Origin of the sequence: Sphingosinicella humi (assembly GCF_003129465.1) — a bacterium.
GTDB lineage: Bacteria > Pseudomonadota > Alphaproteobacteria > Sphingomonadales > Sphingomonadaceae > Allosphingosinicella > Allosphingosinicella humi.
In genome coordinates this window covers 297,882-312,351 of the sequence record NZ_QFFF01000001.1, presented here as the reverse complement: position 1 = coordinate 312,351, position 14,470 = coordinate 297,882, and the positions used below count along the sequence as shown (strand labels likewise).

At 60.1% G+C, this 14,470-nt stretch carries 13 protein-coding genes; 7 read left to right on the top strand and 6 right to left on the bottom strand.

Annotation, left to right across the window (positions count from 1 at the left end):
- Positions 1-128: 128 nt before the first annotated feature.
- Positions 129-2,531, bottom strand: coding sequence for a hypothetical protein (locus tag DF286_RS01560; protein WP_109269838.1), 2,403 nt, complete (start codon positions 2,529-2,531; stop codon positions 129-131).
- Between the two features lie 893 nt (positions 2,532-3,424).
- Positions 3,425-3,568, bottom strand: a complete 144-nt coding sequence (locus DF286_RS15030) for a hypothetical protein (RefSeq protein WP_158274590.1) — start codon at positions 3,566-3,568, stop codon at positions 3,425-3,427.
- 243 nt (positions 3,569-3,811) lie between these two features.
- On the opposite strand from DF286_RS15030, the gene DF286_RS01550 reads away from it, so the two are divergent.
- A complete protein-coding gene (locus tag DF286_RS01550) occupies positions 3,812-4,747 on the top strand; it encodes a helix-turn-helix domain-containing protein (protein WP_109269836.1) in 936 nt (311 codons plus the stop codon).
- A gap of 1,110 nt (positions 4,748-5,857) precedes the next feature.
- Here the strand turns inward: DF286_RS01550 and DF286_RS15025 are convergent.
- Positions 5,858-6,031, bottom strand: coding sequence for a hypothetical protein (locus DF286_RS15025; RefSeq protein ID WP_158274589.1), 174 nt, complete (start codon positions 6,029-6,031; stop codon positions 5,858-5,860).
- A gap of 931 nt (positions 6,032-6,962) precedes the next feature.
- Between DF286_RS15025 and DF286_RS15315 the strand changes: the two genes are divergently transcribed.
- From DF286_RS15315 to DF286_RS01505, 6 genes are all read left to right on the top strand, one after another.
- Positions 6,963-7,655, top strand: a complete 693-nt coding sequence (locus DF286_RS15315) for an extracellular catalytic domain type 1 short-chain-length polyhydroxyalkanoate depolymerase (protein ID WP_243444682.1) — start codon at positions 6,963-6,965, stop codon at positions 7,653-7,655.
- A gap of 830 nt (positions 7,656-8,485) precedes the next feature.
- Positions 8,486-9,754 carry a cation:proton antiporter gene (locus tag DF286_RS01535; RefSeq protein WP_109269834.1) on the top strand — a complete coding sequence of 423 codons (1,269 nt, stop codon included), beginning with the start codon at positions 8,486-8,488 and terminating at the stop codon, positions 9,752-9,754.
- Positions 9,755-10,319: 565 nt separating this feature from the next.
- Positions 10,320-10,652, top strand: coding sequence for a PRC-barrel domain-containing protein (locus DF286_RS01525; protein ID WP_158274588.1), 333 nt, complete (start codon positions 10,320-10,322; stop codon positions 10,650-10,652).
- A gap of 271 nt (positions 10,653-10,923) precedes the next feature.
- Entirely contained in the window at positions 10,924-11,130 is a 207-nt protein-coding gene (locus DF286_RS01520) for a cold-shock protein (RefSeq protein ID WP_109269831.1), read from the top strand.
- 329 nt (positions 11,131-11,459) lie between these two features.
- Positions 11,460-11,720 (top strand): hypothetical protein, encoded by a 261-nt coding sequence (locus DF286_RS01510; RefSeq protein WP_109269830.1) that lies wholly within the window; start codon positions 11,460-11,462, stop codon positions 11,718-11,720.
- A 192-nt stretch (positions 11,721-11,912) separates the two neighbouring features.
- Complete coding sequence (locus DF286_RS01505; protein WP_109269829.1) at positions 11,913-12,092, top strand: hypothetical protein; 180 nt, start codon at positions 11,913-11,915, stop codon at positions 12,090-12,092.
- Positions 12,093-12,190: 98 nt separating this feature from the next.
- On the opposite strand, the gene DF286_RS01500 is transcribed toward DF286_RS01505, so the two are convergent.
- The 3 genes from DF286_RS01500 to DF286_RS01490 form a co-directional block, all read right to left on the bottom strand.
- A complete protein-coding gene (locus tag DF286_RS01500) occupies positions 12,191-12,370 on the bottom strand; it encodes a hypothetical protein (RefSeq protein WP_109269828.1) in 180 nt (59 codons plus the stop codon).
- A 365-nt stretch (positions 12,371-12,735) separates the two neighbouring features.
- A complete protein-coding gene (locus DF286_RS01495; RefSeq protein ID WP_109269827.1) occupies positions 12,736-13,086 on the bottom strand; it encodes a response regulator in 351 nt (116 codons plus the stop codon).
- A 1,053-nt stretch (positions 13,087-14,139) separates the two neighbouring features.
- Positions 14,140-14,433, bottom strand: a complete 294-nt coding sequence (locus DF286_RS01490; protein WP_109269826.1) for an antitoxin Xre/MbcA/ParS toxin-binding domain-containing protein — start codon at positions 14,431-14,433, stop codon at positions 14,140-14,142.
- Positions 14,434-14,470 lie beyond the last annotated feature (37 nt).

The window sequence follows — 14,470 nt, the reverse complement described above, 5'->3', positions numbered from 1 at the left end:
GCAGGTGAAGTGAGCGGGACTGTTCGATCGTGGGGCCACCATATAACCTAGGCACCTTGGGCAAGCTCGCCCGGGCACCGCTAGGAACGTCAGCCAAACGTGATCGAGGAGATCAATGTTCGACGGCGCTATTCGGGCAAAAAGCCAAGCGAAAAGACCATTGGTCGTAGCTTATCGCACAACGCGGTGTAGGCAATCTTGATCGGTTCGAAGTTGGTCAATTCGGTATCGCCGTGGGCTTCGAGTGCGCGGCGCACCTGATACCAGCCGGCGTCGGGGCGGCCGAGCTTCAACTCCTCCTTGATCCTTCGGGGGAACTGTGTCGCGTGAAACCGCCGAAATAGGCCACGACCCTCGGCGAGAACGGCCTTAGCCTCTGGCGTGAAGGTGAGGTTCGCGATGTATCGGACCATGAAGTCCGACTCGAAGCGCCCGCTCGCCCCTACCTCAGCCTCGGTGAAAGGGATGAAATGATTCACCAGCGACCAGTCGCACCCGTTCCACTGGAGTCCGTCCGCCCCGGCGGTGAGATTGCTGTTATTGAACAGCATCCAGACGAGGCAATCGGACTTGAACTCCTCGCTCAGCGGCCGCGACGGCTGGAGAAATTGGTCGCGGTCGTTGAGCCACGTCGGCTTGATGAGACGCCGGACGGCAAAGACGACGGCGGCTTGCCAAAGGTTTTCGGGAGTGACGAAGTACCCGCGAGCGCTGCCATAGCCGGACGAGAACAGCATGGTTTTGGCCGTGGCGTTCTGAAGATCATTGCCTGCGCAATTTAGCCAGCCGATGGCTCCATCCGACCAGCGATCTCCACGCAAATCCTTGGTGGCTGTAGCTGGCGTAATGGCGCTCTTCAGCGGGAGAACCTTGAGCGAGTTCGAGGGAGGCCTTGGCACCCAATCCGTCAGCAATCGAAGGCCGTCGTAGTTGAGGAATGTCTTCTCGCCGACAAGGTTGCCCATTTTGTCGAGCATGTTCGCCGTGACATGACCGATAGGAACGTCCTTGCTCGTATCCCAGATTAGAAAACCGATAGGAAAGTCGCCCTTGAGGCCCTCAAATGAACGGCTGTGAACTGCGAAGCCACCCAGATACTCGGCTCTCCATACCTGCCGAAACTCATTGAGTGTCGGCGTGCTAATATATTTTACCTTGCTAAAGATCGCGAGCTTGCAGTTCGGTAGCTCTCGGTCGATCCGCGCGATGAACTGCATAAACAGCTCATTGGTCGCTTTGCCGTAGGCCGCCATGCCGGCCCGGGCAAAGAGCGTATTGGCGACTCCAAGCTTGTTCTGGCTAACTGCCAGTGGGACCGCCAATCCACCCCCGGTTGCCTCCGCGTACGGCGGGTTGATCAGTACTAAGATCGGCTTCGCGCCCTTCTTGCCCTCCTTCGCCTCGGCGATCGCTTGGCGCAGCGAGGGCGGCAGCTTGTTGGACAGGCTGTAGTCGATCTCTCCGAAATCGGTGATGTCGTCGTTGAGGTAATCGTACTGGAATATCTCCGCCCCGGCGAAGGCCGGATTGGACTTCATGATCGTCACGTCCGCCTGGTCCAGCGTAGACATGAACACGTTGCGCAGGTTGCTGTGCTTGGCCTCCAGATTGCCGACGCCGGCGCACATGTCCCAGACGATGTAGCGGTCTTGCCAATTGTCCCCCAGCGTCGCCTTCAATTCGTCATAGGCTTTGTCGACGATGTGGAGCGGAGTGTAATAGGCGCCTTTGAACTTCTGCTCGTCGGTGGGGAGCAGGCTGTCGCGCCGTTCAAGCAAATAGTGGCGGTGTTTGGCTTCCGGCGGACGGTGATAGATCGCCCAGAAGTTGCGGTATCCGCGCTGGGAAGCCAGCTCGTAAGTCTTGCCCCCCAGCAGGAACGTCGGACCGGCGGCCGTCATCAGCAGCCGCGCGGGCAGGTTGCTCATCGCCTCGTGCGCGCCATCGTGCATGATGTCGGCGAAGAACAGCACCGCGTAATCGGCGGGATCGACCGCGCCCAATTCGCTGCCGACCATGTCCACCCAGCGATCGAAAACCTGGCGCAGATTGTCCGGCGTGATCGGCGTGCGTATAATCCGGCGTTCGCGGATCGCGTCCTTCACCGCCTTGATGAAGGCGGCCTCATCATGCGTGATCTCATATTCGACGATATGCGCCTGGACATAGGGAGCGACCTGCGCGGCCAGTTCTTTGCCCGCGCCGGACCCCGATCTGGGCCAGACGATGCTCTTATCATTGAGCAGCGCCAGCGCTTTCTCCGTCGGCATGATCGCCGCCTTGTCGCGGTCTATCACCGCCAAAAAGGCAGGGATGGCTTCGCCCCGCTTGCGCGCCGCACGGACGTAGAAGAACAGCTGCGCGAACATTACGATAGGCGGCGTGGAAACCGCCTTCGCCTCGAACCACACCTCCTCGGTCTGAATATCGACCAGCCCCTTGAAATAGGACTTTAGCCCGAGCGCCTTTATGTAGGCGTCCTTGACATCCTCTTCTGTCCGGGTGCGTGCGAGATCGTCCGCAAGACTCATAGAGTAGGTTCCTGATAGATGTGAGCTTCGAGGTGCGGCATTAGCTTGGGAGGTATCGCCCATCGCCGGCGATGTCATCATGAGCGTAACGAGCGGCCGGAACCCGCCAGCTCATGCCGCTCCGGTGAGCGTCACTTGGGGTCGTTCAGCGGGGTGGGCGAACGAGCTGCAAACGGACATTGCGACGTCCGCAGCATTGCGGGCCGACTTCTGCGATTACGGCCGATTTTTCCGCTGCTTGGCTGCGTGGTGAAGTCGGAGAGGCGCGTGGACGTCAACGATCGCAGGCGGAGCATTCCGGCCTCCGGCCATTCCGTCCAACACTGCATTCGGCGGCGCGCGGTCTAGAATGTTTTGGCCGCCGTTGCGGGCCGCAAACGCCCGCCTGATGCCTAGAAACGGCAATTCCAGGTCGCGCGGGCGGCAGCACTGGCCATACCGCCTGTCGGACCCACAGCTGCATAGCTCGTCGGGCTTGAACTGGACCAGCCGGTAGTAGGGGTCGCATCTGCCAGCTTCGTCCGGCATCGCGTATTGGCGCCCCGCCCAGCGGTCAAACACCGCTAAGTGCAGGTGCCGTAGCGCCCAAACGCTGTAGAGATCTAGCAGGGTCCGGAGGTCGCCGCCTGGTGCCCAAGCTTTGTCAAACTCGGGGTGGTAGGCGCAAACCGAGCCATCGCCCATGTTGGTGTGTCGAGGCCCGATCCATTCGACCTGTCCAGCTTGTTCCCAGAACGCCCATCCTCGCGGCTCAACGTCCGGAGTATCGGGTAGAGCGATAAGGAATATGGCTTCCCGCGCCAGTCCGTCCAAAATGCGGCTTCGCGCGAGAAGCCATACCCCGTCGTCGTCGGGGAGGAGAGATGCATTGGGGTAGGCCCGCTGCACATCCTCTAGTTGCCGGGCGTACTCGCCGGCGAGGCCGACGACCCGTGGTCCGGCACCGGGCGGCCGTGATCGACCGGACGGCCCTTGCCGTCGGGCGGACCCTTGCCGTGACCGGGCTGCGGGTCTTCCCGCTCCTTGTCGTTGCTCATCACTTTTCTCCTGGACTGCCGTTGAAGCGGGTCCTGGATCGAGGATCACAATGCCCCCGTCTTTCACCCGAACGGGCTGACGCGCGTCCAAACCGTCGCCGACCCGTCGCAACTCAGACCGTGCATCGTCGCTCAACAACACTTCCATTCTGTCTGTCGATGTGCGAATCTGTGTCACCAGCACGGATGATGCATGTTAGAAGGCGATGTGTCAACGCGTGCTGATCGCACAACTGGGTGAAAATGGACAAATTTGAGGAAAAGCTCGTCAAAGCGGTCCGCGCTAAGCGCGACCGCGAAGGTCTCAGCATCAGGGCGTTATCGGGAATCGTAGGGATCAGCTTCTCGACCTTAGCTCGCATCGAGCGTGGGGAAGGCTCGCCCGACAACAACTCTAAGATTAGGTTGCTAGAGTGGCTTGGTCCCGATGCAGAGGAGCATGAGCTTGGCTTCGATCGTGTGGCTTTCGTCCATTTTCGAGCGGGAAAGAATGCCTCCTCAGGAACGGTCCAGACATTGCTGCGCGCTGCAGTATGCCTTCGGGAGCACTACGCGGACGGTGACCCTTCGGAGCCGAGCAATCCGCTGATTGACGGTGATGTAGTCCCGATGTCGAAGGAGGAGCTTGAGGCGACTGCCGAGGACTTCCGCAGAGACCTGGGCTTAGGGAAGAATGACCCCTTGGATCCGTTCTGCCTCATCGTCGCGCCTGTCACGGTCGAGCGGCTGCGGTCGTCAACTTGTGTGGATTCCAAGACCCGCGAGACGCTGGCCGGACCGGCTTGCAATGAATGGTCCGCCATGAGTGTGCCACTAAACGCGGCGCAGGACAGGTGGGTGGTATTCCTGAATGATTGTCACACGCTGGAGAGACAGCGCGTGACGCTGTTGGAAGAATATTGGCACATACTGTCCGGCCACAAGCTTACGAAGATCGCAAAAATCGCGGGTTCATTCGGTCGCACGTATGACAGTTCTGAAGAGCACGACGCGTATTTTCTAGCCTCAGCTACGCTCCTTCCGCGAGATGCTGTCAAGCGCATGGTGAGACAAGGCAAGAGCGCCGCAGAAATCGCGTCTTTCTATGGCACCTCACCAGAGTTGGTCGAATATCGAATCAAAAGGCTTGGCCTTTGGCGGGAGCATGTTGGCACTAAGGTGAGCCTGAGATCGCCTTAGAACCTCGCATCGCTTTCAGTGGAGTCGCGCTTGCTGTCGGCCATGATCCCCGGGCGACATCCTTTTTCAGTTACGTTGATCATGCAGGGGCCTCTTGGTGAGTTTCGAGTCTCCCCTTCTCAACGCTACTGTTCGTCGTCGCTTCTAGCCGCCTCGACCGGACAGGCCCGTTTCGGCCATAGCCAAACTTTGGGCAGGAATGCCCGCTTTGCGCCCATAGCGGCCGCTCGGATACGGGTCGCTGACGCCGAAAAGCAGACGTTGTGAACCGGTCACAGTTCCGCTTCCGACCAACGCGGAACGTCAGCGAAGCGTGTGGTGTCCCAGCGTGTCTGTCCGAGAGCAAGCGGCCCGACCGATTGGGCGAGCCGCTCTTTGGCGTTCGGTCGATTCTAACTTGACCTAGTAGGCGAACGCCATCGTCGTGGCGATGACGATTACCATCGCCGTTAGCGTGAGTTGGCCGGCGACATGTCGCCAATCGGAGGCGAACGTAGGGTCAATCAGTGGTTCCTAAGTGTGCACGGTGCAGGTCCTTAGTGTCATAGAGCAGTCGCCTTCTGATCGCGGGAGGTATCTCTTGACGGCGGGGTCGGCGTATTCCGGCGGATAATTGCCTCCCCCTCGCGCATGGTCGCGCAAGTTTGCTCGGAGTTCCGACCATCCTCATGCTCGAAAACGACCTTGTAAGGTTGATCGGCATCGCCAGTCTGAACGATATGGCCACTGCGGGCGTGCTTGTGATCGCCTTCGCATGCCCGATCTCGATTAGCGGACGCATTACCGACCTCCTCCGCCGCTGAGCGAAAGGCCGTAAAATGCCTGGTTCTGGATGTAGGGGATGGGCGAATCATCTGTCTCCACTAGAGCGGGAGAACGAACGGTCTCTCAGTCGCATCTAGCTCAGAAAGATGGTGCGATGCTTATTATATGGGACTCATCCTTGCCGAAGGCTATGCCAGACCAAGATAAAGATTGGCCTTCGTGTCCGGGGTTCACCCTTTGCGTTCGTTCAATACGCGCGCCACGGCGCCGAGCGAAGCGCAAAGTCTCGACAGGCGGTGCCGTAGCGCTTCATCGATCTTCTTCGGGCGCATCCATATCACGCCGCTAGCGTCTGACATCGCGGAAGCCAGCGCTCAGGCGCATCATAATCTGGGCGCCTTTAATGAGTTCCGGATCAGCTTTCTTGCCGCCGTCGAGTTCGAGAAAATACCGGGAGGTCCATTCAGCGGCCGTGTCCTCGCATCTGTCGGCGAGGTGATGGAGGTCCTGCTCAGTCATTTATCTCTCCCTTCCTACAGACCCTCGCTATCCGGGGTTCGTTTGGGGTCCAGCAGGCCTGCGTCGGCTTACGCGCAGAGAGCGGTCTGCCGATTGTCGCAATCTGGCTGACGACTTCTCATCACGCTTCTGCCTGACGAGAAGATCAAAAACGCCGGGCTCCCGAAAATAGCCTCGGTCCAAGTGGCTGCATTCCGGGTCGGCGACGTGCCTACCGAAAAAGCGATGGAACATCTCAGCCGCCGCTTCGGCCTGCGGACGCGGCGCGTTCGGCGGCGGCCACGGCGTCATCGAGACTGGTGTATCTAAAGCCGTTCCAATGGAAATAGTCGACCGGAACACATTCGATGTGGTGACGAGCCATCGCAGCCGCAGCATCTACCGACGATCTTTCGCGCGCCCGGCTCATGTCCGCCACTCGGTTGCGCGGCTTGACCGGGGGCTCTCCTCACCCGTCTTGGGTATGTCCCCAGGCTCAGACGGACGCCAGATATTCTGGGACCGCGATGGACCTAGCCCGCCCGACGAGGCCTTGGCGCTGTAGCGCCCGGCCAGCTCGTAGTGGATCAGGCGGGCTTCGGCGCTCGTTGCCTCGCGCGCCATCATCGATGCGACACTGCTCCTGCGGAGCCAATAATTCCTGTCCATGGGAGGACCTTTCCTGGGCAAGCGGGAGCACCAGCGGGTCTCTCAGTCACAGGATGCTTGCAAAGCGGTTCAGGTGATAAAGACCTTATAACACATCCAAACGTAGGTAGCACGTGATGCCTCGCCGATTGTCGCGTCCGGCTAGGCAGAGGACGGGATGGCGAACGCATGTGGTGGCGATCGGAGCGTCTGCGCAGCAATTTTGCTGCGGTGCAGCAACAATCACTGATAAAGAAGCGTTGAAGCGGCTGAGCAGGTCCCGGACCTCTTTGGAGAAGAAACAATGTCGCTGGCGAAAACCCTGGCCCGCTTGAAGCGAGGCCGAGCAGCCTTCGCGTTCGCGCATCCCGTCTCGCCGGTGGAAGAGGTAAACAGCGGCGGGCTTCGGGAGCTCGCAGGCTTCAGGAATCCCGGCAATTTAAGAAGTCTCTTCTACGTGCCGGAGGCTCTCGAGGCGCAGGCGCCACTGCTGGTGGTTTTGCATGGCTGCACCCAAAGCGCGAGGAGCTACGATCGGGGAGCTGGCTGGTCGCGGCTGGCTGACCGGCATGGTTTTGCACTGCTCTATCCGGAGCAGAAGCGCGAGAACAATCCGAATCTGTGTTTCAACTGGTATCAGCGGGGCGACACGACGCGCGGCAGCGGGGAAGCCGCTTCGATCGCCGGCATGATCGAGGCCATGAAGTCGCGCTTTCCGATCGACGGCGAACGAGTGTTCGTCACCGGCCTCTCGGCCGGCGGGGCCATGACATCGGTGATGCTGGCCACATATCCGGAACTGTTCGCCGCTCCGGCTGCGCCTCGAATCTGGCTGAAGCGTTCGAGCTCATGGCCGGACGTGGTTTCGCAAATGGGGCCGAACTCGCGAACAAGGTTCGCGCTGCGTCGCCTCATTCCGATCCATGGCCGCGAGTGTCGATCTGGCAGGGTAGCGCGGATCGCGTCGTGTCCCCGGCCAACGCGGACGCACTGGTGACGCAGTGGACCAGCCTGCATGGAGTGAGTGAGAGTCCCCACCGCCGAGAGATCGTCGACGGGCATGTCCGCCGGGTGTGGCAGGGACCGGAGGGCCAGGACTTGATAGAGCATTTTGCCGTAAGAGGCATGGACCACGGCACCCCGTTGATGCCCGGCTCTGGACAGGGTCAATCCGGAGAAGCTGGCCCGCACATGCTCGATGTCGGGCTGAGTTCAACCGACCGGATTGCCGCCTTTTTCGGCATCGCGCCCGAAGGGGCAGTGCGAACGATTCAAGGTGGTCGGGCGGAGCGGCGATCTACGCCAAATGGCGGGACGTCTATACGGACGGACTTCGCGCCGAAGGAGCACCCAGAGCGTCCTGTGCCAGTCGCCGGGGTCCAGAAGACCATTGAGGATGCCCTGCGCTCTGCCGGACTATTGAGCGCCGCCGGACCGGACAAATAGAATACGCCCCGGACCTTGGCCGGCTCGACAACCAATATGACGGCGTTTCTCCTCGACCCTGTTGCTGTAACGCGTTCCGTACTTCGGGTGCGGGGCGACTGAGGGATCTGTTATAGTCGCCTGGAGAGGGAGCTTGCATCACCGGGATCGGCGAACCTTTTTCAGCTGAGTGGCAGAGATGACGCAGGAACTGGCAGTGCTCAACGGCGGTTACCTTGCGACGGAGGCCGGCTAGCGAGTCGGAGACAAGCCTTCAAAAGGCCTCGATGTTGGGGCCGCATACGCTGGCCAAGGAGCCTGCTAATGGCCATATCAAAATACGTCTCGGTTTTGAGCGCCTGGCGGCTCACGCCGATCCACCACTGAAACGCATCTAACCGCATGGCCGGGGAGCCATTTTTCAGCCTGTCCCCTCATCACATGGGAATGGCGGTGCTGGGTGCCGCGACTATTCTCGCCTTCTGGATTCCGCGCCTATTTTCTGGTCGCGAACCTGCAGCATCGGCGCTTTTGATACTTGGGGGCCTGCTCTCCTTTGTGCTGGTACCTGGGATGCCGGCGCGGCTTGATCCCCGTTCTGCGCCCCGCCTCTGGGAACTGGCCAGTGAATTAACTGTGATCGTCGCTCTGTTCGGAACGGGACTCAAGATCGACGACCTCTCAAGTTATCACCGCTGGCGACCGACGATTAGACTACTCGCAATCTTGATGCCTCTCACAATCGCAGCCGTGGCGCTCCTTGGCTGGTGGCTGGCCGGCATGACCTTGGCCGGGGCGCTCCTCCTCGGCGCAGCTCTGGCTCCCACCGATCCCGTCCTTGCAGGTAACGTACAGGTCGGTAGGCCAGCCGAGGGGGGCGAGCACCCGGTTCGGTTTTCGCTCACCGCCGAGGCGGGACTTAACGACGGCCTCACTTTTCCCTTCGTCTATTTGGGCCTCATCATCGCAGCCGAAGGGTTCGCCCCTCACACTTGGGGCTATGATTGGGTGGCGAGGGATCTGCTTTACCGAACTGCTGTGGGAATAGCCTCGGGTGCCGCAATCGGATGGGTGCTTGGAAGGGTCATGTTCATTGTGCCGCGAGGAAATGTTCTTGCGGACACAGGGTCGGGGGTGATCGCGCTTGCGGGAGTTCTCTTCTGCTACGGTTTGACCGAACTGGTTGAAGGCTACGGCTTCATTGCCGCCTTCGTGGCGGGGCTTACCCTCCGCCGTACCGAGCTGCAGCACAAATTCCATTCCCGATTGCACGACTTTAATGAATCGATTGAGCAGGCGCTGACAGCCTTGCTCCTGATCATGATCGGCGGCGCCCTCCCGGCGCTGTGGCCCGAACTCGAATGGCCCTACGTGGCAATCGGCCTGGCTCTGATCCTTGTGATACGCCCACTTGGTGGATGGCTGGCCCTCGCGGGCGCGGGTTTGCCCAGGCGGGAACGGGCCGTGATAGCTTTCTACGGCGTCCGGGGCATCGGATCGATCTACTATGTCAGCTACGCCACGGGACATCTAGAATTTACCAATGAGGGAAGACTGTGGGCGACCGTCGCCTTCACCATTCTCGCGTCGACAATCGTTCACGGTCTGACGGCTGGCGCTCTCGTAGACTGGGCTACCAAGAACGACCCGCAGGGGCGGCCCACCGGGTGACCAGCTCCGGCATCGTGCAAGTGCAGATTGTACTCAACGATCTTCCACTGCGCGAAAGCATGGCAGTATGCGGCGCCTACTCGAAGGCGACCTGCGCCTGGTAATCGCGGAAGGAGACCTCATATGCATGATATCGCTCCCATGTCTTGGGCACAGGGCGACTGAGAGATATTCCGTGCTCCCGCTCAAGGAAGGAGCCATGATGAATACTCTTCCCCAGACTTCCTCGGACGTGCAAAGGTCATTCAAGGCTTCCGTCGACCGCATGGGCAGGGCGTTATCAGCCGACGTTGCGAATGGCGTCGTCGGAGCGCATCATAACACCTATCAGCATCGCTTGAGGGTGCTGAGGCAGATGACGGCAAAGTTGAACTCTCCAGCGCGGATCGCCGGTGTGAACATCTCGCTTCATCAGTTGCCTACGCCTCTATCAAACTAGCCTGTGACTGATCGAGTGCACCCTCGGCCACCTTTCGCACCCCGAAGCGTTAGTTTCGCGGCTGTCCGAACGTAAGCTCGCGAGGCCAGGAGGTTGGGAATGGTAGGAGCGAGCCAAGCGACTGGCATGATGCGGCTGATCAGCGCTCGTGTGGACGACACCCCGGTTTTCGACCGTCGCGGGCGCAAGCTGGGGACCCTGTACAGCTTTCATATCGAACGCCATCACGGAAAGGTGGAATATGCTGTCATCTCGTTCGGCGGCTTGCTCGGGCTCGGTCAGAGCTACCATCCGATCCCCTTCGGCCTCCTTCAGGTGAACCAAGACAGGGGGGGCTACACCATCGCAGTTGACAAGACAGTCCTAGACGGCGGGCCGAGTTATCGCCCTGACACCGCCCCTCAATGGGATAATGGTTACGCCCGCCGCATCGACAATTATTACGCGGAACGCCTGTGAGCTAAAGGGACTATCACCTCGCTTGAGTGTGCCGCTTTCGCGTGACGTCATCCGAAAGCGGAAATTCAGCTTACGGCCAAGTCTAATCATCAAGCCACTTTCCAGCGTGAGCTATCTTTCTGCGAAAAAGCCGCTATATGGGAATCGCTGAACGTCGCCTGCGACGGATAACGGGCCGCTCCGGCTCCCCCTTTGTCCCTTTCGAGCTTCAAGACGCCGGGATGTGCCGCTGTTGGCGCATGCCCGTCATACATGGGACAAGGATATCCTCATGATCACCGGAACCGTAAAATTCTTCAACAACGACAAGGGCTATGGCTTCATTGCGCCGGAAGATGGCAGCAGCGATGCTTTCGTCCACATCTCGGCCGTCGAGCGCGCTGGCATGGTAACCCTCAACAAGGACCAACGCGTGTCCTATGAGCTCGAGACCGACCAGCGCGGCAAGACGTCTGCCGTGAACCTGCAGGACGCCTAATGTGAGTGGCGGACGCCAAGGCGTCCGCCAATTGCCTGTTCGAGAGCAGGATCCCCGCATTTCCTGGGCTACTCGGCGGGTCGTGCCTTCCCGACCCAATGATCCGCCCGATCCTAAAAGGTCGTCATGTCCACAGCTCCCGTCGCCCCGTTCCTGATCGTTCCGGATCACGCGACACACGCTTCAACTCCCAAAACTACCCGATCGTGACGTCGAGGCTGCAGCCGGAGACATTCAAGAGCGCGATGGCTGATCGTGCGCATGCCAAGCTTGAGTTCGGCGCTGAGGCTGGGCAGTTCGCGTCCAAGTAGCGTCGCCAAGGAGCTTGCATGAACGAGCGGGAACATGATCTGACGGCGCAGCAGATGCTGGAGGCTCAGCAAGCCCTCGATGTCGCGGCCTTCAACGGCATCTTGAGCCTCGCTATCATTCTACGAAAGCGAAACCTCCTCGCCGATGCGGAGACTAAGAGCCTGCACGACATCATGAGCAAGCCGCTCGCGCTGCCGGGCAATGCGAACAATCCGGTCGTTCAGGATGCCCAGCAGAATCTCGATCAGCTATTCGCGCTGCTCATGGAGCGTGGCTGAACCCCAAGAGGGGCCGTCGCACCGAACGCCTGCTCCGTGCCGCAATCGAAGCCCAGCGCTCCAGCCCGAGCCATGTTCTGCCGGGAGGCTGCGAAGCCTGATCGTGGCACCGCTCCGTCTTTATTTGGGCGCTGCGTCTGTCGCATCCAGCCGCCGCTTCCTATATCCTTAGAGCAAGGCAGAGGAGGCGAAATGCCCCTTCCCACTAATAAACAGGTCCTGAGCAACCTGTATCGGATGAAGCGCGATTGCCGCGCCTTCATGGACGAAGCCCAGAGGCGCGGAGATCAGCGGGAAGCCGACGAGTTCAAGGAACACATGGAACGGGTGGAATCCATGATCGAAATGGAAGGCGGCGACCCCGACGCATAGTGGCAAGATGCCGGACCGGTTTTCGGTTTAGGGCTGAATGCAATATCGGGGGGACAGGCTGCAGCCGTTGACGAGGCACTGCGGTTGTTGTCCTGACGTTACCGCAATTTGGCGATCTTCACCCCGTCCTGCTTGGCGCGGTCCTGGACGGATTCCTCGCTCCGCGTCAGCGCCTTGGCGATCGCCTTGAGGCCCATGCCCTTGCCGGCCAGAAGTTTGAGCTTGGCAACCTCGTCCCCCGTCCAGGGCTGCCGATGCCGGACGAACCTTTCAGCCATTCGGCTTCACCGTTGCGCCCTTCTGCGATGGCTTGGCGGCAATCGTCTTCTTGATCTCCTTCTTCGGCTTTCGCGCTTCCTTGTTGCTGCGGACCTGACCCTTGGCCATCTCTATTCTCCTTTTCCTGCGCCCGCCGAGCGTACGCCTGGGAGCCGGGCTTGCCCGGGCCAAGCTCGCTGAACACGATCCGGCCCTACGAGAGGTCGTAGGAGGTCATCTCGACATGGACCCCCATCGCCCCCCACGGATTTTGGGAATCGGCGCATCTTTCCCCCGGGTAGGCAATGATACGCGGTGCGGACATTTCTGTTGGGACGGCGCGAGCTTCGTAATGGGTCGGATGGGACACGGCGCACCTCCGGCGCTATTCGGCAGTCTTGCTGACTTCGCGCACGGCCGCGCGCAAGTCGGCCATGCCGAAGGGCTTTTGAACGATCACGGCGCGTGGGCACCGCTCCTGCACCATTACGGCTGTGCCGGTGATATAGAGGAATGGCGTTGGGTTCTCATCACAGATGCGTTGGACAGCATCAATGCCACACCCGGACGCGAGCTGAACATCCGATGTGATGAGGTCAGGGTAGCGCGCGCGAGCGGCGGCTACTGCTCCGTCCTCGTCCTCGGCAAATGAAAACGATGTGAACCCGAGATCCCGAAGGCGGTCCTCGATCAGCTGGGCTGTGAGGAACTCGTCCTCGATGATCAGCGCGTGCATGTGAAAATCAGAGCCATCTCGCTTCCTGCGAACGAGGCGGGAGCGCGGAGGCGTCTCAGCCGCCGAGGCCTCATTCTTGCTCGGCGATGAGGGTCAATGGCTGACAAGCATGATCGTTCCCACCGGCAGAAAATAGCCTCAACAATAGCAGCGCCTGGCCTACCGATGCGCGCCATCTGCCGGCCGGAAATTGGAATTCCGGTGGCTCCAGGAAGGGTACTAGCGCCGGAGGGCTCTTGCGCGCTCCATGCGATCAGCCTCTTTTCTAGCTCCACGGCTAGTTCGGAAAGGGAGGACCCGACGTCGGCATGATACTCGCGTGCATATTCGCGGCATTTAAATGCGCGCAAGCGCAGCGCGGCAATCTCCGACCTGGCCGTAGAACCATCGCGAGCGGTGCCGATATTTCTCATGCCCTGCAGCTCTACCTGTCAGGCGATTGTCATCTCAGCCCGAATCTCCGCTGCATCCAGGTATCGCGCTAACGCAGCATATCGCGCAGCGAAGCCTAAATAGGTGCTCCGCATCTCAGGCCGGCGACATTCGTTTGCCCGTGAGCGGCAAAGGGCCTCGCGATCCCGAAAATAGGCCGCCGAGTGGCGGTCCCCTGAAATAATCGGCTCCAGCGCCCCCCCTTCATTCTCCCACCCGGCTATCGCGCCCACTCTATTGAAGGTATCGTTCATTGAACCACTCCTCGACAATGGCTCGGCGCTGCTTCAGCTTCGATCCGGGCGCGTGGATGCGCCGCTGCTCCTAATGAGCCGACATTTACCCTTGGAATGACCTCTCCTGTGGCAAGCGGGAGCACATGTGTCTCTCAGTCACAGGATGCTTGCGAAGTGGTTCAGGTGATGACGCCTTTTAACACAGATTGATCGGCAGAACACACGCAAACTCGCGTATTCAAATGAGCTGCGGTAGGATCTTGAGGTGAATGCCGACTACTGTCGCGAGCGCCCCCAAGCTCTGACACATGTCCGCCTTCGCCTGGTGACTGGCAAAAAGCGGACGGTCAGTATCCGGCCAGTACCGGTCCCGAGCGTTGCAGTCTTACCAGTGAATGCCAGCGTCGACGGCCGCGAGGAGGTCCCGGACTTCCGCCGTTCGCCCTGCCATCACCAATTGCTCAGCCGTCCGCCCGCTGAAGCCTGGAAGCGGCTCCTTTTCGAACCAGTGTCGGGCTCTCTCGACTGAGCCGAAGCGTGGTTCGACCAAAGCAAGAATGGCCGCTGCGTCAGCTGTCATATCTTCCATCTCCTTGCTTATCGCCGAAGCTGGTGTGGGATGAAAGCGAAACAGAATTCGCCGATAGCGGAACATCAACAAGCGGCCATTCTGCGTCATTGATGGTCCCCTCGCCGGCGCATAGCGCGGCGTATTC